Source organism: Tessaracoccus sp. ZS01 (assembly GCF_022342445.1).
GTDB lineage: Bacteria > Actinomycetota > Actinomycetes > Propionibacteriales > Propionibacteriaceae > Arachnia.
On sequence record NZ_PQFE01000003.1, the window covers coordinates 18,541 to 41,521 of the forward strand.

Consider the following 22,981-nt stretch of genomic DNA (forward strand, 5'->3'; position numbering starts at 1 on the left):
TCGTTCCAGTACGGCGGTCATGTCCCGACCGTAGCCCAGCACCCGCCGGGATCAACCGCCGGGGTGAGTCACCGTCGCTTCACGGAGCCGAGGGCCCGGCGCATCGACATCCCCCGGAAGCCGGCCGCCAGCGCGGCCCGCCGCAGCGCCGGCTCGGAGCGGTAGAGGGCCCAGCCGCGACGGAGCAACAGCACCGGTGGCTTGCGGTGCTCCTTGAGGTCGCGGGCCAGGCGTCGCAGGAAGTTGGCCGCCCGTCGCCTGTCCAGCCACAGGGCCTCCACCGTCAGACCTTCGGCGCGGGCGGCGGCCAGCGCCTGGATGGCGAAGATGCCCTCGGCCAGCACGATCTGCGCGGTGCCCAGGTCGACGGTGCGGGTCCCGACCCGTCGGGACAGGGAGATGTCGTAGACAGGCAACTCCGCCCGCCCGTCCCGCAGGAGGGTGCGCAGCGTGTCGACGGCCAGTTCCATGTCCCAGCAGGCGACATCGTCCCAGTCCGGGATACCCATGGGCGTCATGGGGAGATCCGGATGGCCAAGGTCGCGGTAGAAGTCGTCGAGGGACAGCGCGACGACGTGCTCGCCGTCGGCTGCCAGGCTGGTGATCCGCGATTTTCCGCTGCCGGAGGGACCCGCGATCAGCACCAGCGTTCGAACCATGGGACAGAATCGTAGGGCACAGACCCGCGTCGATCAGCATCGGCCACCGTGCTCGGGCCCGGCCGACGTGGGCACCCGACACCAAGGGGTGTGGCGGAGGTGGGGCGCCTCTGGTGTGCTGGACGGATATCCCGCTGCGCCAGCAGCGCGAGACCGGAAGGGACGCAACATGAACGACCTGTCGCCCACCCTGATCGCGGTGATCATCGCCGCCATCATCATTGTCATCGTTGTGATCGTGCTCATCGTCCGCGCCGCGGGCAAGCGCAGGACGGAGCAGCTCGTCGAGGATCGGCGCCATGCGGAGGAACTGCGGCGGGACACGGACCGCGACCGGGTGGCCCTCCGCGAGCAGGAGCTGGGCGTGCGTAAGCAGGAGCTCGAGGCGGAGCAGGCCCGGGTGAACGCCGAGAAGGCCCGCATCGAGGCCGAGCGGATCGAGCGGGAAGCCAGCCAGCGCCGCGAGAGCCTCGCCGAGAGCCAGGAGGACATCGACAGGCGCACCCGTGAGGCTGAGAAGCTCGATCCGGACCGCCGCGACGACGGCTCGATCCGCCACGATGCGCACGAGTTGCGCGACACCGACGACCACCGCGGCGTCACCGACGACCACCGGCGCGACGACCATCGCCACTGATCCCACTCAACGCACGAGGGGCGACTCCACCGGAGTCGCCCCTCGTGCGTGTTTGGCTGAGGTTTACCAGCTTCCGCCGCCACCGCCGCCGAAGCCGCCCCCGCCGCTGAAGCCGGAGAAGCCGGACGAGCCGCCCGTGGCCTGGCTCATGCCGTCCATCCGGGCCTCGTTCATGACGCTGTTGAACGAGCTGGTGAGGTTGTTCATCGCGCTGGCGAAGTAGTAGCCGTGCATGAGGTCTGCGCCGATGTACCACGAGGTGTCGGCCTGGTAGATGCCTTCGGCGCCGAGCTGCGCGAACAGCTTCGACCAGCGGTCGGCCACGCCGAACACGATGGCGTAGGGGAGGTACTTGGAGAAGATGTCCTCGCCCTCCTCGAAGCGGAGGGTCTCCTTCTCGGCGGTGCGCAGGTAGAGCTCGAAGCCCTTGGCCTGCGCCAGGTAGGCCGAGCCGGTGGCCGTGCGCTTGCGGAAGCCGCCGGACAGCAGGATCAGGCCGATGCCGAACAGCGCCACGGGGATGGCGAGCAGGCCCCAGCCGAAGGCGCCGAAGACGAACCCGATGCCGACGGCTCCCAGCAGGAGCAGCACGCCCATGCCGATGGGCACCATCTGCGCCACCTGGGGATTGCTCTTGAACCAACCCTTCTGGACGACGGCGTTGTACAGACCCTGCCGCGCGTCGGGCAGCACGTTCTGGAACTTCGCCTTGCTCAGTTCGCGGGAGCGACGCACTGCCTGGCCCTTGAAGATGTCGCCCAGCAGCTTGCGCTCATAGGGCAACAGGGCCTCGCCCGCCGGCGGGTTGGTGGCGTAGAGGGTGAAGTCCTTGCGCCCGTCGGATTCGATCTGCAGGAAACCGCGCACGGCCAGGTCGATGATGGTCGCGGACACGTCGACGTTGTCGGCGGTCGCGTCGATCAGGGTGCCGATCTCGCCGGGGGTGGCGCCCTTGGGCGGATGGAACTGGACGGCCACGGGGGTCTTGCCCGCCTTGGTGCCGACGCGTCCCTGCTCGCCCGCTGTGGGCGTGAGGCCAGGGGTCAGGCCCAGGAAGACCTCGTCGCGGGTGTGCCTGCGGCGCACGATCAGCAGCCCTGCGATGGCCGCGATGAGCCCGGCGCCGGTGACCGCGCCGGTGGCGGGGGTCAGCTCGAAGGGGCTGACGATCTCCTCGATGGTCTGCGTGGCTCCGCCGAAGGTGCCGGCGGGGAACCCTGCGACCACCTGCACCGGGGTCTTCGGGTTGACGGCGGGGACGGCGAACGTGGCGCTGTTGCCGCTGTAGGACGTCTCACACGGGGTCTGGTTGTCGTAGGGGCCGTAGAAACAGGCCGTCTTCTCAACGCCCGCGGGGCCCGTCACGGTGACCCGCACGTCGCTGAACCGCGACTCCCACGCAGGGCCGATGACGTCCCAGTTGAACTCGTCGAGGCCGGACTCGGGATGGTCAGAGGCGATGAGGCCCTTCACGTCGTAGGAGACGACGTAGTCCTGAGGCGTGGTGTTGACCACGTTGGCGTTGCCGATGCGCAGCCGGAAACCGTCGGAGCTGCTCTCGCGCTGCACGTCGGTGCGGGCACCGGTGGGGGAGGCGACGCTGATGTTGTCGTACTCGAAGATGTAGCGCTTGCCGTCGCCCTCCTGCTGGGTGGGGAACAGGAAGTAGGGCCCCCGCCCGTTGAACGCCGCGAAGTCCATCGTGAAGTCGACCTCCACCTGGGCGATCCCGTCCTCGGTGAGGTTGACGTCGACGTAGTAGCGCGTGATCGGCGCCGAGTCGTCCGCGGCGGCGGGTACCACGGCCCAGGCAGTGAACAGGACGAGCAGAAGGGCCGTGAAAGCGGCGCGCAGCTTGAGCATGGTTCCAGAGTACCCAGGCCGGGGAGCGTGGCCGGGCACCCGGTGGGATACCTCCCGATCCGCGAACCCGGCCGATCACGCGTAGAGAGGGTACGGTTCAGGGGTGAATGAAACCCCGGCGCGCATCACGGTGGCGATCGTCAACGACTACCCCGTAGTCGTGGAAGGCGTGGCGCAGTTGTTGGCGCATGACACCCGCCTGCAGCTCGTCGAGCTGGACACCATGACCCACCCGCGGCAGGCCGTCGACATCGTCCTGTTCGATGCGTTCGGCCAGTTGCATCTCGAAGACGACATCCGGCAATTGCTGGCCAACCCGAAGTACGGCCGAGTGGTCGTCTACACCTGGAACATCAGGCCGGAGCAGGTGGCGAAGGCGCTCGAGATCGGCGTCCACGGCTACGTGTCCAAGGTGGCCGACGGCAACACGTTGTGTGACGCGCTGGTGCGCGTCCACGGTGGTGAGCGGGTGGTCGAGCCCAAACCGGTGCCGCACGAGATCGAATCCGGCGACTGGCCGGGCCGTCGTCACGGCCTCTCGGCGCGTGAGGCCGAGGTGATCGCCATGATCACCCAGGGCATCACCAACGATGAGATCGCCAAGGCCAGCTACCTCAGCATCAACTCCGTGAAGAGCTACATCCGCTCCGCCTACCGCAAGATGGGCGTCGAACGCCGTAGCCAGGCCGTGCTCTGGGGCGTGGAGAACGGGATGCTCCCACGCCGCCAGCGCAGGGAACTCTAGGCCTCCACGCCCAGAGCGGCCGCCATCTCACGCCTCAGCGTGACGAGCTTCTCAGCCGCATGGACCCGCGCGGCGGGCACGTCCTGGGATTCGTCGACGCCCAGGCGCACCTCCAGGTAGCACTTGAGCTTCGGCTCGGTGCCGGAGGGCCGGGCCACCACGTGCACGGATTCCCCGGTCAGCTCGACGGCGTCCGTGGGCGGTAGCGCCTCGGAGCCCTCCGCGAGGTCTGCCACGACGACGGGCTCGCCCAGCAACTCGGCCGGCGGGTTCGCGCGGAGCCGCGCCATGGCGTCGGCGATGAGGGACAGGTCCGCCACCCGCACCGACAGTTGCGACGTGGCCGTGAGCCCGTGCGTCCGGGAGATCTCGGCGAGCCGGTCCGCCAGCGTGCGGCCTTCGGCCTTGAGCCCGGCGACGATCCGCAGCACGGACAGGGCCGCGGTGATGCCGTCCTTGTCCGGCACCGCACGGGAATCGCAGCAGTAGCCGATGGCCTCTTCGTAGCCGAACGCCAGGTCTGCCACCCGGCCGATCCACTTGAAGCCGGTAAGCGTCGTGACGTGCGGCCTGCCGGCGGCGCGCGCCATGCGGGCGAGCTCGGTGGAACTCACCACGGAGTTCGCGAACCGACCGGGCACGCCGCGACGGATGGCGTCGTCACCGAGGAGCGAGCCTAGTTCGTCGCCGGTCAGCATGCGCCACTGACCGTCCACGACCGCGGCCACGGCGCAGCGGTCCGCGTCGGGGTCGTTGGCGATCACGACGTCGGCACCCTTGTCGGCCGCCAGGGCGACCGCCAGGTCGATGGCGCCCTTCTCCTCGGGGTTGGGGAACGCGACGGTGGGGAAGTTCGGGTCTGGCTGCGACTGCTCGCCGACCTCGGTGGCGGCCGGGAGGCCGACCGCCTCGGCCACGGCGCGGACGGTGGCGGTGCCCACCCCGTGCATGGCGGTGTGCACCCAGACGATGTCACGGGGTGCGTCGGCGGGGTACAGCGTGACCGCGCGGGCGACGTAGGCCCGGCGCAGTTCGGCGGTGATGTCGGTGCGCTCAGTTCCGCGGGGGAGGTCCGTCCAGTCGCGGGACGCGACCTTGGCGATCTCGGCCGCGATCTCCGCGTCCGTGGGCGGCACGATCTGGGAGCCGTCGCCCAGGTACACCTTGTAGCCGTTGTCCTGCGGGGGGTTGTGGCTGGCGGTCACCACGACACCGGCGACGCAGCCGAAATGCTGGATGCCGAAGGCGATCACCGGGGTGGGCGTGGGTTCGGTGACCCACAGCACCTCGAAGCCGGCGCCGGCCATGACACGGGCGGTGTCCTCGGCGAAGTCCGTCGACTTGTGGCGCGCGTCATAGCCGACGATGACCTTGCCACCGTCGTGCCCCTGGGCCTTGAGCCACCCGGCGAAGCCTGCGGCGGCCTGGGTGACGACCGAGCGGTTCATCCGTGCGGGGCCGGGCCCGAGCGCTCCTCGCAGACCCGCGGTGCCGAACTCGAGCGGACCGGCGAAGGCCAGCTTCAGTTCCCTCTCAGCGGCCTCGCGGAACGTCGGGTCGTTGGCCTGGGCCTGGACAACGAGGTGGTCGAGCTGTTCGCGGGTCTCCGGATCCGGGTCCATGTCGCGCCAGCGGATGGCGGCGTTCAGCAGGTCCTGCATCACAGCCTCCCCACGATGGCAGACAGCAGCGCCGCGAGCCGCGGGCCCGCGTCGCGCCCGGCCTGGAGCACCTCGGCATGGTCGAGGTTGCTGTCGCTGAGCCCGGCGGCGGCGTTGGTGACGAGCGACAGGCCAAGGACCTCGAGGCCTGCCTCGCGGGCGGCGATGGTCTCCAGCGTGGTGGACATGCCGACGAGGTCGCCGCCGAGGATGCCGGCCATGCGGACCTCTGCCGGCGTTTCGTACTGCGGCCCGCGGAACTGGACGTACACGCCCTCCGGCAGGCTGCCGGCGGCTTCCTGGGCCACGGCGCGCAGACGCGTGGAATAGGCCTCGGAGAGGTCGACGAAGTTGGCGCCCTCGAGCGGGGTGTCGCCGGTCAGGTTGATGTGGTCCTTGATCAGGACGACGGTGCCGGGCGCCCAGTCCGGGTTGAGGCCGCCGCAGCCGTTGGTCAGCACCATGGTGGTGGCGCCCCAGGCCGCAGCGGTGCGCACGCCGTGGGCGACGGGCGCGACGCCGCGCCCTTCGTAGTAGTGCGTGCGGCCGGTGAAGATCGCGGCCAGCTTGCCACCCGCGGTGCGGACGAGGAGCAGTTTGCCGCCGTGGCCGCTGACCACGGGCCTGCTGAAGCCGGGCACGTCGCCCAGTTCGAGTTCGCCCACGGGTTCGCCGAGGGAATCAGCCCCGGACGCCCAGCCGGAACCCAGCACGAGGGCGATGTCGATCGCCTGTTCGCCCAGACGGTCACGTAGATACGTTGCGGCCTCGGCGGCCAGCTCAAATGCTTCACTCACGCCCATCAGCATAAGTGAGCCGCCTCACGTGCGGCGCGGCTATGGAAGGATGGGGGCCGTGACCAAGGTTGTGATCATCGGTGGTGGACCCGGCGGCTATGAGGCCGCTCTCGTCGGAAATCAGCTGGGCGGTGAGGTCACCCTGATCGAACGCGACGGGCTCGGCGGAGCCGCGGTGCTGAGTGACTGTGTGCCGTCGAAGACGCTCATCGCCACGGCAGAGGTGATGGTCCGCATCAAGAACGCGAACCAACTCGGGCTGCACATCCAGGCCGGGAACCTCCGCGAAGTGGTCAAGGTGGACCTGGCCGAGGTCAACGAGCGGGTCCTGGCCCTCGCCCAGGCCCAGTCCGACGACATCGCGGCCAAGCTGCGTCGTGACGGCGTGCAACTGGTGACCGGCCAGGCGCGCCTCGACGGTGCGAACCGCGTCGTCGCCACCACCGAGGCGGGCGAAGAGACCTTCGAGGCCGACATCGTGCTGGTGGCCACGGGCACCACGCCGCGTGAACTGCCCGACGCCAGGTGCGACGGCGAGCGCATCCTGAACTGGAAGCAGGTCTACAACCTCACGGACGTCCCGGAGCGGCTCATCGTCGTGGGCTCCGGTGTGACCGGCGCGGAGTTCGCCTCCGCCTACGACGGCCTGGGCTGCGAGGTCGTCCTGGTGTCGTCCCGCAAACAGGTGCTCCCCGGCGAGGACCAGGACGCCGCCGCCGTGCTGCAGCGCGCGTTCGAGCGCCGCGGCATGCAGATCCTGTCGGAGAGCCGTGCGGTCGCCGCCAGGCGGCAGGGTGACGGCGTCGTCGTGACGCTGGAGGACGGCCGCGAGGTGGAGGGTTCGCACTGCCTGCTGGCAGTGGGCGCCATCCCGAACTCCGCCGGCCTGGGTCTCGAAGAGGTGGGCGTCGAGCTGGGCAAGTGGGGACACATCCCCGTGGACCGCGTCTCGCGCACCTCGCACCGCAACATCTACGCCGCCGGCGACGTGACCGGCGTGTTCGCGCTGGCCTCGGTGGCCGCCATGCAGGGCCGCATCGCCATGTGGCACTCGCTGGGCGACGCGGTGGCGCCGCTGGACATGCGCACGGTGTCGTCGAACGTGTTCACCACCCCGGAGATCGCGACGGTGGGGGTGACCCAGAAGGCGGTCGACGCCGGTGAGGTACGCGTCGCCTCCGTGCTGCTGCCGCTGGCCCCCAACGCCCGCTCGAAGATGATGGGATTCACCGACGGGTTCGTGAAGCTGTTCTGCCTGCCCACCACCGGCATCATCATCGGCGGCGTTGTGGTCGCACCCCGGGCCTCGGAGCTGATCCACGCCGTGTCGCTGGCCGTTGCGCAGAAGATCACCGTGGACGAGTTCAGCCACGCCTTCACCGTCTACCCCTCGATGTCGGGCTCCATCGCGGAGGCTGCCCGTCGTCTGCACAACCGCGACGACCCCTTGATGACGCAGTAGTCGCAGCAGGCCCCCGCTGCGGTTCGCCCTGGTCGAGCCCCAAACGGCGAGCTGCGCCTCGGTGCTGGGTTTGGTGCCATGGACGGGCACAAACCCAGCAGTACGCAGTGTCGCCCGTCAGCCGCGCAGCTCGGGGAACTGCTCGTAGCGGAAGTCCTCGATGCGGACGGCGGTGTCGTGCTCGCGGGCCCGGAGGACCACCCTGCGGACCTTGCCGCTCAGGGTCTTGGGAAGCGTCGAGAACTCCACCCGCCGGATCCGCAGGTACGGCGCCAGGCGTTCCTTCGCGTGCAGCAGGATGGACAGCGCTGTCTCGCGGGACGGTTCGAACCCGGCCGCCAGCGACACGTACGCCTTCGGGACGGCGGCGCGGATGGGGTCCGGCGCGGGCACGATCGCGGCCTCGACGACGGCGGGGTGCTCGATCAGGACCGACTCCAGTTCGAACGGCGAGATCTTGTAATCCGACGCCTTGAACACGTCGTCGGTGCGCCCGACGTACGTCAGGTAGCCCTCCCCGTCGACGGTCACCAGGTCGCCTGAGTGATAGCGGCCGTCCTCCTGTGCCGTGGGCGCACCCCCGAGGTAGCCCGACATCAGGTTGTACGGCCACGGGTCGAGCGGCAGCGTGATCTCGCCCTGGCCCGCCACCTCGCCGGTGTCCGGATCGACGATCTGGATGCCCACGCCCGGCAGGATCTTGCCCATGGCCCCAGGCTTGACCTTCTCGCCCGGCGCGTTGCCGATGGTGCAGGTCGTCTCGGTCTGGCCGTAGCCGTCGCGGATCGTGAGGCCCCAAGCGCGTTCGACCGTCGAAATCACTTCGGGGTTCAGCGGTTCGCCCGCGCCGACGATGTCGCGCAGGACCGACGGCTTCGAGCCCAGATTCGCCTGGATCATCATCCGCCACACGGTGGGCGGGGCGCAGAACGTGGTGACCTTCGCGTCCTCGAGTTCCCTCAGCATCTTCGCCGCGTCGAAGCGGCTGTAGTTGTACGAGAACACCGTCGCCTCGGCCAACCACGGCGAGAAGAAGCTCGACCAGGCGTGCTTGCCCCAGCCGGGGGAGGAGACGTTGAGGTGCACGTCGCCGGGTCGCACGCCGATGAAGTACATCGTCGACAGGTGGCCGACGGGGTAGCTCAGCTGGGTGTGGGCCACGAGCTTGGGGTCTCTCGTGGTGCCGGAGGTGAAGTAATAGAGCACCGGGTCGTTGATGTCGGTGACCACCTGGCACGGGGCGGCGGGGGAGTCCGCGGACTCCGCCATGCTGAGCCATCGGTCGTGGGCGTGCCCCGTGGTGATGAGGGTGGCGCCGTCGATGAGGTCGAACTTGTCCTCGTCGACGGGGTTGGCGATGACGGCGCGGACGTCGGCGCGCTGGATGCGGTCCACCAGGTCGAAGTCCTGCAACGCCTGCGCGGTGGGCAGGATGATGCCGCCGATCTTCATCACGGCCAGCATGGCGTCCCACAACTCCACCTGGTTGGCGAGCATCAGCATGACGGCGTCGCCCTTGCGCACGCCGGCCGTCGTCTGCAGCCAGCCGGCCAGCCGGTCCGAGCGCTCAACCAGTTCGCCGTAGGTGTAGCGCTCGTCCGCCCCGTCCTCGTCGCGGATCCACAGCGCAAGGTCATCGCGGTCGCGCCCGATGGCGTCGAACCAGTCGATGGCCCAGTTGAAATTGCCGGTGATGTCCGGCCACTCGAACCGGGCGCGGGCCTCGTCGCCCTGTCCCACGAGGTCGAGGAGGAGATCGCGGGCGGCGCGGATCTTGGTGGTGGCGTCGGACATGGGGCTCCTCGGGACGTTACCTACGGTTGCGTAGGTTGGTTCCGAGATTACTCCGGGCGTTGTCCCTCGACTCTGGTGACTCCGTCAGTAAAGGGCTGGCCGCACTTGTGGGACTCCCACAACTGCCGGGCCCCTGTCAGTCGTCGAGCAGACCCATCAACAGTGAGAAGCCGCCGATCATCAGGGCCCCCGTCGTGATCTGGCGGATCACGGGATCTGACCCGTAACGGCCGTAGTAGCCCTGCGCCCAGGCGGCGTGGCGCGGGTCCTCCCAGTAGGGCACCGGCATCAGCTGCGGGCCCGCGTGCACCATGCGGATGGAGGGGTCGTTGCCGGTGCGGACGCGCTGGGCGTCGGCGGCGCACGCGGGGACCTCACGCATCGCTCCGCCGGGCGGCGCCCACTGGACGTTGGCGACGGAGGTGCCGTGCGCCGGGTCGAAGAAGCAGGGCGGGCGGTGCTCCGGGACCGGTGCGCCGTTGGCGCGTGCCTTCACACAGGCGATCGCGTAGCGACCCTCGTCGAGGATCTCCGTGATGCGCTTCACGTCGGCGTTACTGCGGGCGTACTCGAGCTGCTGCTTGGCGCCGTCGTAGGAGTCGAGGGCCTTGCCGTAATCAGCTTGAGCGTCCGCGTCGAGGGTGCGGCCCACCACGTCGAGGTCGAGGTCTCGGAGCTGCTCACCGAACGTGGTGATGTCGGCGTTGACTGCGTCCCGCGAGGCGGGGGAGAGGGGCTGGGCCGCCGTCGGGTCGTAACCCTGGCCGTAGCCCAACTGCTGCCCGAAGCCGAAGTGCTGAGCGTAGCCCTGCTGCTGCTGCCCGTAACGCGTGGGCGGCCCGTAGCCCATGGGCGGCCGGAAGAACTGTTGCGGCTGGCCCCAACCGAGCTGCGGTTGCCGGGGCTGCTGCTGCTGATCGAGCTGGTCGTATCCGCTGCCTCGCACCGAGCGGCCGATGCCGAGCACGATGGACACCGCCACCATGATGAACATGATCGTGAAAATGCTGCCGAACACGCGTCCTCCAGTCGTCAGTCCCTCCAGAATAGGCGCGGCCTCCAAGGAGTGGAACGACGGCGGTGCCGGTGGCGGTCAACGCCACCGGCACCGGTGAGACAGCTCAGTGGGGTACCCCCGTCACTCGGGCTCGACGATCTCGCAGAGGACCTGGCCGGCCGTCACGGCCTGACCGGCCTCGACCTTCAGGTCCACCACCACGCCGTCGCGGTGGGCCTTGAGCGGCTGTTCCATCTTCATGGCTTCGATCACGGCGACGGTGTCGCCCTCGGCCACCTGCTGGCCCTCCTCGACGGCCACCTTGACGATGGTGCCCTGCATGGGCGACGTCATGGCGTTGCCGCTGGCGGCCGCGACCTTCGAGCCACCCCGGTCGCGCTTCGTGGGCTTCTTCATGGCCTTGCCGGCCGCGGGCCTGCCGCCGCCGAAGCCGCCGGGCAGCTTGACCTCGACGCGCTTGCCGTTGACCTCGACCGTGATGACCTCCGGCTCTTCGTGGTCATCCTCTTCGCCGAGGAGGCCGGTGTAGGGCGGGATCTCGGTGGCGAAATCCGTCTCGATCCAGCGGGTGTGCACTCTGAAGTGCCCGTCCGCCGCGGTGTAGGCGGGATCTGCCAGCACCACCTGGTGGAACGGCACGACGGTGGGCATGCCCTCGATCTGCAGTTCGGCCAGGGCGCGGCGGGAGCGGGCGATGGCCTGCTTCCGGTCCGCGCCGGTGACGATGAGCTTGGCCACGAGGGAGTCGAACGCACCCGGGACGGTCATGCCGACGTGGTACCCCTCGTCGACGCGGACGCCCGGGCCCGACGGCGCATGCCACTTCACCAGCGTGCCGGGGGCGGGCATGAAGTTGCGGCCGGCGTCTTCAGCGTTGATGCGGAACTCGATGGAGTGGCCGCGCACCTGGGGGTCGCCGTAGCCCAGTTCCTCGCCGGCGGCGATGCGGAACATCTCGCGCACCAGGTCGATGCCGGTGACCTCCTCGGAGACGGGGTGCTCCACCTGGAGGCGGGTATTGACCTCGAGGAACGAGATGGTGCCGTCGGTACCCACGAGGAATTCGCAGGTGCCGGCGCCGACGTAACCGGCCTCCTTGAGGATGGCCTTGGAGGATTCGTAGAGCAGCGTGACCTGTTCCTCGGTGAGGAACGGTGCGGGGGCCTCCTCGACGAGCTTCTGGTGGCGGCGCTGCAGCGAGCAGTCTCGGGTGGAGACCACCACGACGTTGCCGTGGGTGTCCGCCAGGCACTGGGTCTCCACGTGACGCGGCTTGTCGAGGTACCGCTCGACGAAGCACTCGCCGCGTCCGAAGGCGGTGACGGCTTCGCGGGTGGCGGACTCGAACAGGTCCGGGATCTCCTCAAGGGTGCGCGCCACCTTCAGGCCGCGTCCGCCGCCGCCGAAGGCCGCCTTGATCGCCACAGGGAGGCCGAACTCCTCGGCGAACGCGACCACTTCGCCTGCGTCGGCGACGGGATCCGCCGTACCCGGAACCTGGGGAGCGCCCACCTTCTGGGCGATGTGCCGTGCCCTGACCTTGTCGCCCAGCGACTCGATGGCGGCCGGCGGGGGCCCGATCCAGATGAGGCCGGCGTCGATGACGGCCTGGGCGAACTGGGCGTTCTCGGCGAGGAAGCCGTATCCGGGGTGGATGGCGTTGGCGCCCGCGCGCTCGGCGATCCCGAGCAGCTTGGGGATGTTGAGGTAGGTGTCCGCAGGGGTCGCGCCGTTGAGGGCGTACGCCTCGTCGGCCAGCTTGACGAACAGTGATTCTGCGTCGGAATCTGCGTAGACGGCTACGGAACCGATTCCAGCATCCCGCGCGGCACGAATGACTCGTACAGCGATTTCTCCGCGGTTTGCAATCAGAACCTTCGAGACGGCGTCGTTGCCCACTTCTCCTCCTGCATTCGTTTGTGCCTCGGAGTCTAGTGGGCGGCGCTTCGCGCGGTTGGATTGTCCATAACCTTGTGGATTCAGCGCGGATGTGCGGTCACGAGGGGGTGTCGCGGCGCTCCGCCGTCTGCTCCCGTTCGGCCATGTCGGCGGCGCTTGGGCCAGACATCTTGCGGTCACGTTCCTCCGCGGCGGGGGAGCCGGAGTAGAGGCGGGCCTCGGGGCTGCGCGACGACAGTGTGGTCTCCAGAGGGGACTCCTCCTTGCTCCGGATCTCGGAGGGCTTGCGGCGATGCGACAGCCACGAATGGAGCCACTTCGGCAGGGCCGGGTCCTCCTCCGTGTCCTCGAGACTGCCGGTGACCGCCGGCATCACGTCGGTCTCCTCCAGGGCCTGCTCCGCCTCCCACTCGGTGACGACCCGGTCGACGAAATCCTCGCGTTCCTCAACCGGCGGGGCCGTCGTCGTGTCGGGCTCAAGGCGGGTGCGGGGCAGGGCGTAGACGGCCTGGTGCTGCACCCAGGCGATGAGGTCCTCCCGCACCAGGCAGCGCAGATCCCACAGTTGGCCAGACGTTGCCGCGGAGACGACCGCGCGGATCCTGACATGGCCGCCCGTGGCGTCGGTCACCTGCATGGAGGCCGTGCGGCCGTCCCACAGTTCGCTGGAGCGCACGATGCGGGTCAGTTCGACCCGCATGGCCTCCACCGGCGCCAACCAGTCGAGGTCGAACTCGACGGTGCCGAGCAGCTTGGGCTCGCGTCGCGTCCAGTTCTCGAACGGCTTGCTGATGAAGTAGGTGCTGGGCACGATCCAGCGGCGGTCGTCCCACGCCCGGACGACCACGTAGGTCAGCGTGATCTCCTCGACGGAACCCATCTGCTCGTCGAAGACCACGAGGTCGCCGACGCGCAGCGCGTCCGAGAACGCGATCTGCATGCCCGCGAAGATGTTGGCCAGCGACGACTGCGCGGCGAGGCCCGCGACGATCGACAGCACGCCCGCCGAAGCCATCAATGACGCGCCGATCGCCCGGAACTGCGGGAACGTCAGAAGCGCCCCGGCCAGGGCACAGATCCAGATCACCGCCAGGCCCACCCGCATGACGATCTGCAACTGGGTGCGGACCCGGCGGAAGTGGGGCGTCTCCTCGGCGTCGTCCTCACGGCTGAGGAGCGTCTCCCCGATGGCCCTGATCACACCGGTGAGCAGGAAGGCGGCGGCGAAGATCATCAGGATGAGGAACACCTGGAGGAAGATCGGCCGCCACTCGGGCGCGGCCTGCAGCGCGCGCGGGCGGGTGACGAACGCCACAGCGAGCCCAGCGCCGAGCAGGATGAAGAAGATCCGTTGCGGCAGCCTCATGCGCCGGATGACGAACTTGCGGGTGCGGCGTTTGACGATGAGCCTCAGCAGGGCCGTCAGGATGAGCGACACGATGAAACCTGCGAGGAGTCCGAGCCCTGCCCAGAGCAGCACCGTCAGCAGGTCGAGCGTGTCGGGAGTCATGGTGAGAGCCTAGTCGCCGGACTCCTCCGGGGTCTCGCGATCCGTGCGCAGCGAGAGGGCGGCGAAGGAATCCGACGTGGTGAAGGCCCCCTGCCAGTGGCCGTTGGTGAAGAGCATCGACTGGTTCTTGTCCGCCGTGATCGTGAAGCCCATGCTCGCGAGGTTCTCGCGGAGGTACGCGGCGATGTCCTGCCCGGAGGGGGAGGAGAACACCGCGGTGACGTTGTTGTAGGAATCGATGCGGTCCGTGATCGACGCGTGGAGCGGGACGGAGAACATCTCCGGCGCGTTGACGTAGCCCAGCGAGCTGAGCAGGACGCCACCCTCCGGCGCGTCGCTCACTAGTGGTGACGACTCCGGGGCGGAGGGGGTGGGTTCCGGTGCGGCGGAGCATCCCACCAGGGCGAGCGCTGCCACCAGGGCGATTCCGATCCGTTGCACGGGGACGATCCTAGGCCACGCCCCAACCCTGGACCGCGTCCTAGGAACGCTGGTCCACCCACAGCGAGTGCCACGGCACGCCGGAGTCGATCACCATCTGCCGGACCAGCGGCAGCGAGATGCCGGTGACGTTGAACGGGTCGCCCTCGATGGACGTCACGAAGGCACCGCCCAGGCCGTCGATCGTGAAGGCCCCGGCCACCCGCTGGGGTTCCCCGGTAGCCGCGTAGGCCCGGATCTCCTCATCGGACAGGTCCGCGAAGCGCACCATGGTGGAGCCGACCCGCGTCTGCTCCGAATACCGCTCGCCCTGGTGCACGACGATGTGGTGGCCCGTGTGCAACAGGCCCTCATGCCCGCGCATCCGCTGCCATCGGTCGATGGCAGCCTCCTCCGTACCGGGCTTGCCGTGCGCCCGGCCCTCGAACTCGAGGACCGTGTCACACGCGAAGAGCACGAAGTCGCCCACGAGCTGCGGGACGACGGTGCTGCCCTTGGCCTCCGCGAGCCTGGCCGCCAGGCGGGTGGGGACCGGATCGACGATCTGACTCTCGTCGAAACCGGACACCACCACCTCGGGATCCAGGCCCGCGTTGCGCAGGACCTGCAGTCGCGCCGGCGACTTCGAAGCCAGAATCACCCGCATGTGATCACATGCGGTTGAACGTACGCCACGCCTCGCGGCCCGTGATCAACGGGCCGCGGACGGTGCGGTAGTAGGACTTCCAGCCGCCGGCCAGCGGCCGGTCCTCCGCCGAGCGCAACGGCTCACGCCGGGCGGAGGCCACGAGCACGGCGGTGACCGCGGCCATCTCCTCCTCGGTGAGAGTGGCCTTGCCGAATTCGAGCGAGCCGGTCACAGCGGGATGTTCCCATGCTTCTTCGGCGGCAACACCTCGCGCTTGGAACGCAGCAGGCGCAGCGCCCTGATGACCTGGGCCCTGGTCTCGTGCGGGTAGATCACCTGGTCGACGTAGCCGCGGTCCGCCGCGACATACGGGTTGGTCAGCTCGTCGTCGTACTCCTGGATGAGCCGCGCGCGCTCCTCCTCGGGGTTCTCCGAGTTGGTGAGTTGCTTGCGGTAGAGGATGTTGACGGCGCCCTGGGCGCCCATCACCGCGATCTGCGCCGTCGGCCACGCCAGGTTGATGTCGGCACCCAGGTGCTTGGAGCCCATGACGACGTACGCGCCGCCGTAGGCCTTGCGGGTGATGACGGTCAGCAACGGGACGGTTGCCTCGGCGTAGGCGTAGATGAGCTTCGCGCCGCGGCGGATGATGCCGTTGTGTTCCTGGCCGACGCCCGGCAGGAAGCCCGGCACGTCGACGAAGGTCAGCACCGGGATGTTGAACGCGTCGCAGGTGCGCACGAACCGGGCGGCCTTCTCGGCGGAGTCGATGTCGAGGCAGCCGGCGAACACCGTCGGCTGGTTAGCGACGATGCCGATCGAGCGGCCCTCGATCCGGCCGAAGCCGACGATGATCGACCCCGCGAACAGCGGCATGACCTCGAGGAACTCGTCGTCGTCGAGGACGTTGCGGATCACCTCGCGCATGTCGTAGGGCTGGTTCGCGGCGTCCGGGATGAGCAGGTCGAGTTCGCGGTCGTGGTCCGTGATGGTCAGGTCGACCTCGTCGTCGTCCCAGACCGGCGGATCCTCCAGGTTGTTCTGGGGGAGGTAACTGATGAGGTCACGCACGTACTCGATGGCGTCGTTCTCGTCGGCGGCCAGGTAGTGGGCGTTGCCCGACTTCGTGTTGTGCGTGCGTCCGCCGCCCAACTCCTCCATCGAGACGTCCTCGCCGGTGACGGTCTTGATGACCTCTGGGCCGGTGATGAACATCTGCGACGTCTGGTCCACCATCACGACGAAATCCGTCAGCGCCGGGCCGTAGACGTGGCCACCGGCGGCGGCGCCCATGATCAGCGAGATCTGGGGGATCACCCCGGAGGCGACGGTGTTGCGCTTGAAGATCTCCCCGTAGAGCGCCAGCGAGACGACACCCTCCTGGATGCGTGCGCCGCCGCCCTCGTTGATCCCGATGAGTGGCACCCCGGTCTTCATGGCGAAGTCCTGGATCTTGACAATCTTTTCGCCGTACACCTGGCCGAGCGCGCCACCGAAGATGGTGACGTCCTGGCTGAAGATGCACACCGGGCGGCCATGGATGGACCCGGTTCCGGTGATGACGCCGTCGCCGAAGGGGCGGCGGGCATCCATACCGAATGCGCTAGTGCGGTGGCGAGAGAACTGGTCGAATTCCGCGAAGGAACCCTCATCGAGGAGGGCCATGACCCGTTCGCGGGCAGTCATCTTGCCCTTGGCATGCTGCTTTTCCACGGCTGCGGCGGACCCGGCGTGCACGGCTTCATCGATGCGCACTCCGAGATTGGCAATCCTACCGGCGGTGGTGTGGATGTCGATCTCCATGGCCTTCACCATAGCGGGATTGAACTTCGCTCAATTCCCTTGCTCAACTTTGGAACGGGCAGGCGCTGACACCGGCCCTACGATGAATTGGTGACCGCCGAACTGCCTGACGCCGAATCCATCCGCAGCCTCCTCGAACCGGGTACCCCGTTCACCCGCATCGAGGTGGTCGACAGCACCGGCTCCACGAACGCCGACCTCTCGAAGCGCGCGCACAGCGGCGAGGCTGAAGGCGCCGCGCTCATCTCCATGGAGCAGAGGGCGGGGAGGGGGCGGCTCGACAGGCAGTGGGTCTCACCGCACGGTTCGTCCATCTCGCTCTCCGTGCTCCTCAAGCCCAGGCCGGAGTTCCAGCACTGGGGTTGGCTCTCGCTGCTGGCGGGGATGGCGGTGTCGTCGGCGCTGGCCGAACTCGCGCCGGACCCCTCCCGCGTCACACTCAAGTGGCCCAACGACGTGCTCATCGGGGGCCGGAAGGTCTGCGGCATCCTGTCGGAACGCGTCGAGCAGCCCGACGGGGCACGCGCCGTCGTCGGCCTCGGCATCAACGTGACGCTCACCGAGGAGCAACTGCCGGTGCCCAACGCCACGTCGCTGAGCCTTGAAGGCATCCCCACAGACCAGAGCCGCGTCGTAGCGGGTGTCCTGAACCACTTCGCCCGCTACTACACCGCCTGGCAGTTGCGCGGCTCGCTGCGGGAGGAATACGAGTCGCGCTGCTCGTCCATCGGCTCGCAGTTGAAGGTGGTGGTCGACGGCCAGCGCACCGTGGAGGGGACCGGAAGGGGGGTCGACGTCTTCGGCAGGCTCCAGGTGGCCACCTCGTCGGGCCTCCAGACGTTCGCGGTGGGCGACGTCATCCACGCCCGCCTCGGATAGTCGGCGGCGCATGCCAGACTGTGGCCATGGCGATCAAGAGAGACCAACTGGGCCGCGACGAGCACATCGTCGCCTCCATGCGCACGCACGGCAAAGTGCTGATCGTGCCGGCGTTGGTGCTGATCGTGATGGGCTCCCTCCTCGGCTTCGCCATCGCACTCCTCCCGCCGGACTGGGAACCCTGGGGCACCTACGCGGTGATCGCGTTGTTCCTGGTCGTCGTGGTCGGTGCGGTCGTCCTGCCGTTCCTGCGCTGGCTCACCTCCACGTACACCATCACGGACCGCCGCATCGTCACGCGGCGCGGCATCATCAACAAGACCGGACATGACCTGCCGCTACGCCGCATCAACAACGTCAACTACGAGCGCTCGCTGACAGACCGCATGCTCGGCTGCGGCACGCTCATCCTGGAGACGGCCGCCGGGCAGCCCCTGGCACTGCCTGACGTGCCGCACGTGGAGCGCGTCCACGTGACCATCAACGACCTGCTCTACGACATGCATGGGGCGCCGGACACCTCCGACGAGTAGTCTTCGCGGGTGACTCGACGCTACTCACTGGCCATCGCCGGAGGCGGGCAGCTGGCCCGCATGATGCAGCAGGCGGCCATTCCGCTGGGGATCGACGTGCGGCTGCTCGCCGAGGGGCCGGCCGTTTCCGCGGCCCAGGTGGTACCCGCCCACACCGTCGGCGACTACCGCAGCCTCGACACCCTCCTGGAGTTCGTCGACGGCGCGGACGTGCTGACCTTCGACCACGAGCACGTGCCCACCAGACACCTCGACATCCTGGCCGAGCACGTCGCCGTGCGGCCCGGCTCCGCCGCGCTGCGGTTCGCGCAGGACAAGGCGGAGATGCGCGAGAAGATGGCGGAGCTGGGGATCGCCTGCCCCGCGTTCGCCGTCGCAGACTCGCCGCAGGACCTCATCGCGTTCGGCGACAGCCAGGGCTGGCCGGTGATCGCCAAGGCCTCCCGCGGCGGCTACGACGGCAAGGGCGTCTGGAAGCTGGACGGACCCGAAGATGCCGGCGAACCGTTCGCGAACCTGCCCGAGACGTCCGCGGGGCAGCGGGTCAGGATCGTGGCGGAGGAGTTCATCGACTTCGCCAGGGAGCTGTCCGCCATCGTCGTGCGCTCCCCATCCGGACAGGTGGTGGCCTATCCCATCAGCGAGACACTGCAGGAACAGGGCATCTGCGTCGAGACCGTCACCCCCGCGCCCGGCATGAGCGACGAGGTCGCGGCGGGGCTCCAGCAGATGGCCGTGCGCATCGCCACCGAACTCGGCGTCGTGGGCGTCCTCGCCGTCGAACTCATGGAGGCCCGCGACGGCCGCATCGTCGTCAACGAGCTGGCGATGCGGCCGCACAACACCGGGCACTGGACCATCGACGGGGCGCTCACGAGCCAGTTCGAGAACCACATCCGCGCCGCCCTCGACCTGCCGCTCGGCTCACCCGCCATGCGCTCAGACGTCGTCGTGATGACCAACGTGCTCGGCGGCGCCGAGGATGACCTCACCGGAGCGCTGCAGCACGTGTTCGCCCGTGACCGCGAGGTGCGCGTGCACCTCTACGGCAAGGAGGTCATGCCCGGCCGTAAGGTGGGGCACGTCACCTGCTTCGGCGCCTCGCTCGACGACGTGCGTCGTCGCGCCCGGCACGCCGCTCACTACCTGATGGGAGACCCCGATGCCTGAGCCGCTCGTCTCGATCGTGATGGGATCTGATTCGGACTGGCCCACGATGTCGGCCGCGGCCGACGCGCTGGCCGAGTTCGGCGTCGCCTACGAGGCGGATGTCGTGTCCGCCCACCGGATGCCGGAGGACATGGTGCGCTTCGGCCGCGAGGCGCACGAGCGCGGCATCAAGGTGATCATCGCCGGCGCGGGCGGGGCGGCGCATCTGCCGGGCATGCTCGCGTCGCTGACGCCGCTGCCGGTGATCGGCGTACCGGTTGCCCTGAAGTACCTCGACGGCATGGATTCGCTGCTCTCGATCGTGCAGATGCCGGCGGGGGTCCCCGTCGCCACCGTCGCCATCGGCAACGCCCGCAACGCCGGCCTGCTGGCGGTGCGGATGCTCACCGTCGGTGACGATGCCCTGCTCGAGCGGATGCTCGACTTCCAGGACCAGCTCCGGGACGCGGCGCACGCGAAGGGCGCCGTCGTCCGCGAAGCCAGCGGTTCCTAGTTGAACACCACCTCGAGCCGGACGGTGCTGTCGCCGTCGTCTGCGGCTCCAACCGCCATGCCGAGGGCACTGACAGGCTCGAGCCACTGGGTGAAGCCGGCAGAGTATTCGCTGGCCGCCATCTCCTGGTAGAGCGGCATGCTCTTCACGGCGTTGAGGTCCACGAAGCTCAGGCTGCTGGCGTCCTGACGGATCACGTCCTTGAAGCCGGCGGAATCCCCCAGGGTGGTGGCAGGGCTGCGGATGTCGTCGATGCCCTGGCCGTACGCGAGGTAGACGGTGTCGCCGTCCTGCTCGGCGGTGAGCCCCTCGAAGCTCCCCTCGGGCATCAGGACCTGCTTGACGCTGTCCAGCAGCTCGAGCTGGCGGGCAGGATCATCGCTGATGAACTTGGCTCCCACCACGGGCTGGCCCTGGGCGTCCGTGCCGACGGTCACGCCGATCTGGCGGCCCAGGAGGGCCTGCAGGTCTGCGGCTGACATGATGCCGAGCGACTCGAGGTCCGGGGTCAGGCCGGCTGCCTCGAAGGACCGCCAGGACTGCTCATAGGCCTCGGTGGAGCCGGCGCCCGCCACGGCGGCGAGCACGTCTCCGGGAAGTCCACTCGCGAAGGCGCGCATGTCGTCGAGTTCCGGTTGCGGGTAGTTGGGCGCCGAGAACTGCCCGTCGAGGATGACACGGTCATCGTCCACCTTGAGGCCTGCCGCACCGTGGGAGCCGCGGAGGGCCTCGACGTCGCTCATGGGGTAGAGGCCGGGCCCGCTCTGGCTGATGAGCATGTCCATGGCCTCGGAGCCTGCCCAGAAGGTGGCCAGGCTGCCCGTGCCGAGCTTGGCCATGTCGGCCTTGTAGTCCTGGTCATCCGCCAGCGACGACTCGCTGATCGCCGCGGCGTCCAGGCCGAGGTCCGCGCTGGTGATCACCAGCACGTCGTCGACGAAGAAGTACTCGTTCTCCGCGGCGGCCTGAGCCGCAGCGAACGCCTCGGCCTTCTCCTTGTCGGTGGTCTCGACGGCCACCACGACCTGGTCGCCGAAGCCCGAGGCGCTGTCCGGTGCCGAGCCCAGGAACCCGAGGGCGACGGAGTCGCCCAGCCACGGCTCGACCTCCTCATAGGCCGGCTTGTCCCCGGAATCGTCCGGGATGAGATCCCACAGCGCCCGCTTGTAATCTGTGGTCTCCGCCATCTCCTCGCCCACCGGGAACTTGTTGATGATGCGCGCGAGCTTCAACTGGTCTGCCGGAGCCGGTGCCAGGTTCAGCTCGACGGCCATCACCACGGTGGAGGGGAGGCCCTTGGCCGCGGCGGGCGTGGCGCCCCGGAAGAACGTCAGCCCGAAGGCCACGCCACCGATCACCAACGCGAGTGCGAGGGCTCCGGCGACGATCGCGGGGGCCTTCGACTTCTTCTTCACCGGGGCAGCCGCGTACGGCTGGTACTGGCCCGCGACCTGTTGCGGGGGAGTGCCCCACTGGCCCTGCGGTGGTGGGGGCGTGCCCCACTGCCCCTGCTGCGGCGGAGGAGTGCCCCACGGCGCCGGCTGCTGCGGGCGGGGCTGCTGGAAGGACGGACCCTGGGGCTGGCCCTGCGGACCCTGCTGTGACGGCTGTTGCGGGGCGGGACCCCACTGCGGCTGGGGAGGCTGTGGGCCGTTGGGCTGCCAGCCAGGTGGTGGGTTGTGGGTCACGGTGTTCTCCTGCGCGCAGTCGGTGGGCTGTGCTTCGAGGATAGGTCCACCGCAGACCAGCGAGCGCTACCGCCGGTACTTCTCCAGGTCGGCCGTATTCCCGACAGCTATGGCCCCGAAAATCTCGCCGGCAGCTGTGTCGTCCCAGATGACGGACGAGCCCACGCTGGTGTTCGCCACGCTGCCCGGGACGGTCAGGCTCAGCCCCGAACCGGTCATCACGCTGAAGAAGCCGGTTCCCACCTGTGCCATGGAGCCCAGGCCGGTGTCCTCCCCCCGCGCCAGCGACTTGGAGGCCGCCATGTTGACGTCCCAGTACCGCACCGGATTGAGCACGGTGAGCGGGTGGGCCACCTTCTTCATGATGGCGCCGATGGTCTCGCGCTGACGCTCGACGCGGCCGAAGTCGCCGTTCGAGTCTGCCTTGCGCATCCGCACGTAGCCCAGCGCGGTGACGCCGTCGACCGTCTGGCAACCCTTCGACAGCGTGAGGTGGGCGTCCTCGTCGTCGATGTCGAACTTCGGGCACACCTCGATCCCCCCGACCGCGTCCACCACGTCCACGACGCCCAACATGCCCACCTCGAGGTAACCGTCGATGCGCACGCCGGTGTTCAGCTCGATGGTCTCGATGAGAAGGGGAGCGCCGCCGAAGGCGTAGGCGGCGTTGAGCTTGTTCTTCTTGCGGCCGGGGATCTGGACGATGGAGTCGCGCGGGAGGCTCAGCAGCACCGGCTCACCCTCGGCGGGGGTGTGCAGCAGCATCATGGTGTCCGTTCGGCGACCGTCGGTGGTGCCGGTGCGCAGCCTCGACCGGTCCTCGGCGCTCAGGTCATCGCGGGCGTCGGAGCCTACCAGGAGGATGGTGCTGCCCGGCTGCTCCGCGGGGCGTTCGCCGGCCGCCGCCGTGTCCACCGTGGTGCCGGCCGTCCAGGCGTAGAGCGGGGTGCCGATCAGGAAGGCCAGCCACAGGATGAGAGCGAAGCCCAGGAGACGGAGTGGCCGGAAACGACGGCGCTTCCTTGCCCTGCCGGCCGGGGGAGCGGCGGGCGGAGCTGTGGGCGGTTGCGACGGCGGGCCCGCCTTGGTGGCCGGCTGGGGCCGGGCGGTGCCCTGCGGATAGCCCGCGCCGCGCTCGCGACGGGCATCGTTGCGGCGCATGCTCTCCACCTCGTCAGGACGGAGCACGGAGGTCTCCTCGTCCTTCTCGTCCCGGTAGAGCCAGTTCATGTCGTCGTCTCCTCGTGGCACTCGCCATCCCCTTTCAGCGTGCCCAAGGGTACCCATTAGTGCGCCAACGA

21 protein-coding genes are annotated in these 22,981 nt (G+C 68.9%); 7 read left to right on the forward strand and 14 right to left on the reverse strand.

Annotated elements, in window-relative coordinates; all coding sequences use genetic code 11:
- Positions 1 to 68 precede the first annotated feature (68 nt).
- Positions 69 to 659: a uridine kinase gene (locus tag C3E87_RS05250; protein WP_076060259.1), complete on the reverse strand. Its 591-nt coding sequence runs from the start codon at positions 657 to 659 to the stop codon at positions 69 to 71.
- Positions 660 to 828: 169 nt separating this feature from the next.
- Here C3E87_RS05250 and C3E87_RS05255 point away from each other — a divergent pair, with 169 nt between their 5' ends.
- Positions 829 to 1,296 carry a hypothetical protein gene (locus C3E87_RS05255; RefSeq protein WP_076060261.1) on the forward strand — a complete coding sequence of 156 codons (468 nt, stop codon included), beginning with the start codon at positions 829 to 831 and terminating at the stop codon, positions 1,294 to 1,296.
- A 63-nt stretch (positions 1,297 to 1,359) separates the two neighbouring features.
- On the opposite strand, the gene C3E87_RS05260 is transcribed toward C3E87_RS05255, so the two are convergent.
- On the reverse strand, positions 1,360 to 3,159 hold the full coding sequence (locus C3E87_RS05260) for a DUF2207 domain-containing protein (RefSeq protein ID WP_076060263.1): 1,800 nt from the start codon (positions 3,157 to 3,159) through the stop codon (positions 1,360 to 1,362).
- Positions 3,160 to 3,262: 103 nt separating this feature from the next.
- On the opposite strand from C3E87_RS05260, the gene C3E87_RS05265 reads away from it, so the two are divergent.
- Positions 3,263 to 3,904 (forward strand): response regulator transcription factor, encoded by a 642-nt coding sequence (locus tag C3E87_RS05265; protein ID WP_076060265.1) that lies wholly within the window; start codon positions 3,263 to 3,265, stop codon positions 3,902 to 3,904.
- Here the strand turns inward: C3E87_RS05265 and C3E87_RS05270 are convergent.
- Together C3E87_RS05270 and C3E87_RS05275 are read right to left on the reverse strand one after the other, a co-directional pair.
- Entirely contained in the window at positions 3,901 to 5,565 is a 1,665-nt protein-coding gene (locus tag C3E87_RS05270) for a phospho-sugar mutase (protein ID WP_076060267.1), read from the reverse strand. The genes C3E87_RS05265 and C3E87_RS05270 overlap by 4 nt on opposite strands.
- On the reverse strand, positions 5,565 to 6,362 hold the full coding sequence (locus C3E87_RS05275; RefSeq protein ID WP_233120719.1) for a purine-nucleoside phosphorylase: 798 nt from the start codon (positions 6,360 to 6,362) through the stop codon (positions 5,565 to 5,567). Before C3E87_RS05275 ends, C3E87_RS05270 begins: the two co-directional genes overlap by 1 nt.
- Before the next feature lie 58 nt (positions 6,363 to 6,420).
- Between C3E87_RS05275 and C3E87_RS05280 the strand changes: the two genes are divergently transcribed.
- A complete protein-coding gene (locus C3E87_RS05280; RefSeq protein WP_076060271.1) occupies positions 6,421 to 7,824 on the forward strand; it encodes an NAD(P)H-quinone dehydrogenase in 1,404 nt (467 codons plus the stop codon).
- A gap of 117 nt (positions 7,825 to 7,941) precedes the next feature.
- Here the strand turns inward: C3E87_RS05280 and C3E87_RS05285 are convergent, their stop codons facing one another.
- The 8 genes from C3E87_RS05285 to C3E87_RS05320 form a co-directional block, all read right to left on the reverse strand.
- Positions 7,942 to 9,618 carry an AMP-binding protein gene (locus C3E87_RS05285; RefSeq protein ID WP_076060273.1) on the reverse strand — a complete coding sequence of 559 codons (1,677 nt, stop codon included), beginning with the start codon at positions 9,616 to 9,618 and terminating at the stop codon, positions 7,942 to 7,944.
- Positions 9,619 to 9,754: 136 nt separating this feature from the next.
- Positions 9,755 to 10,636, reverse strand: coding sequence for a hypothetical protein (locus tag C3E87_RS05290; RefSeq protein WP_076060275.1), 882 nt, complete (start codon positions 10,634 to 10,636; stop codon positions 9,755 to 9,757).
- Between the two features lie 120 nt (positions 10,637 to 10,756).
- Positions 10,757 to 12,535 carry a biotin carboxylase N-terminal domain-containing protein gene (locus C3E87_RS05295; protein WP_076060277.1) on the reverse strand — a complete coding sequence of 593 codons (1,779 nt, stop codon included), beginning with the start codon at positions 12,533 to 12,535 and terminating at the stop codon, positions 10,757 to 10,759.
- A gap of 97 nt (positions 12,536 to 12,632) precedes the next feature.
- Positions 12,633 to 14,045 carry a mechanosensitive ion channel family protein gene (locus C3E87_RS05300; protein WP_076060279.1) on the reverse strand — a complete coding sequence of 471 codons (1,413 nt, stop codon included), beginning with the start codon at positions 14,043 to 14,045 and terminating at the stop codon, positions 12,633 to 12,635.
- 9 nt (positions 14,046 to 14,054) lie between these two features.
- A complete protein-coding gene (locus tag C3E87_RS05305) occupies positions 14,055 to 14,486 on the reverse strand; it encodes a hypothetical protein (RefSeq protein WP_076060281.1) in 432 nt (143 codons plus the stop codon).
- A 40-nt stretch (positions 14,487 to 14,526) separates the two neighbouring features.
- Complete coding sequence (locus C3E87_RS05310; RefSeq protein ID WP_076060284.1) at positions 14,527 to 15,132, reverse strand: nucleoside triphosphate pyrophosphatase; 606 nt, start codon at positions 15,130 to 15,132, stop codon at positions 14,527 to 14,529.
- A gap of 4 nt (positions 15,133 to 15,136) precedes the next feature.
- Positions 15,137 to 15,346, reverse strand: coding sequence for an acyl-CoA carboxylase subunit epsilon (locus C3E87_RS05315; protein ID WP_076060286.1), 210 nt, complete (start codon positions 15,344 to 15,346; stop codon positions 15,137 to 15,139).
- Positions 15,343 to 16,917 carry an acyl-CoA carboxylase subunit beta gene (locus C3E87_RS05320; RefSeq protein ID WP_076060625.1) on the reverse strand — a complete coding sequence of 525 codons (1,575 nt, stop codon included), beginning with the start codon at positions 16,915 to 16,917 and terminating at the stop codon, positions 15,343 to 15,345. The genes C3E87_RS05315 and C3E87_RS05320 overlap by 4 nt, the downstream gene beginning before the upstream one ends.
- 90 nt (positions 16,918 to 17,007) lie before the next feature.
- Between C3E87_RS05320 and C3E87_RS05325 the strand changes: the two genes are divergently transcribed.
- Genes C3E87_RS05325 through purE form a run of 4 tightly spaced genes read left to right on the forward strand, consistent with a single transcriptional unit; the run spans position 17,008 to position 19,992 of the window.
- A complete protein-coding gene (locus C3E87_RS05325; protein WP_158069046.1) occupies positions 17,008 to 17,796 on the forward strand; it encodes a biotin--[acetyl-CoA-carboxylase] ligase in 789 nt (262 codons plus the stop codon).
- Positions 17,797 to 17,822: 26 nt separating this feature from the next.
- Positions 17,823 to 18,329 (forward strand): PH domain-containing protein, encoded by a 507-nt coding sequence (locus tag C3E87_RS05330; RefSeq protein WP_076060288.1) that lies wholly within the window; start codon positions 17,823 to 17,825, stop codon positions 18,327 to 18,329.
- 60 nt (positions 18,330 to 18,389) lie between these two features.
- Complete coding sequence (locus tag C3E87_RS05335) at positions 18,390 to 19,499, forward strand: 5-(carboxyamino)imidazole ribonucleotide synthase (RefSeq protein ID WP_233120737.1); 1,110 nt, start codon at positions 18,390 to 18,392, stop codon at positions 19,497 to 19,499.
- Positions 19,492 to 19,992, forward strand: a complete 501-nt coding sequence (purE, locus tag C3E87_RS05340) for a 5-(carboxyamino)imidazole ribonucleotide mutase (protein WP_076060293.1) — start codon at positions 19,492 to 19,494, stop codon at positions 19,990 to 19,992. Before C3E87_RS05335 ends, purE begins: the two co-directional genes overlap by 8 nt.
- Here purE and C3E87_RS05345 read toward each other — a convergent pair.
- Both C3E87_RS05345 and C3E87_RS05350 read right to left on the reverse strand, forming a co-directional pair.
- The gene (locus C3E87_RS05345; RefSeq protein ID WP_143570902.1) at positions 19,989 to 21,680 is read right to left on the reverse strand and encodes a hypothetical protein; all 1,692 of its coding nucleotides are present in this window, start codon (positions 21,678 to 21,680) and stop codon (positions 19,989 to 19,991) included. The two genes, purE and C3E87_RS05345, sit on opposite strands and share 4 nt — an antisense overlap.
- A gap of 66 nt (positions 21,681 to 21,746) precedes the next feature.
- Positions 21,747 to 22,931 carry an LCP family protein gene (locus tag C3E87_RS05350; RefSeq protein ID WP_233120720.1) on the reverse strand — a complete coding sequence of 395 codons (1,185 nt, stop codon included), beginning with the start codon at positions 22,929 to 22,931 and terminating at the stop codon, positions 21,747 to 21,749.
- Positions 22,932 to 22,981 lie beyond the last annotated feature (50 nt).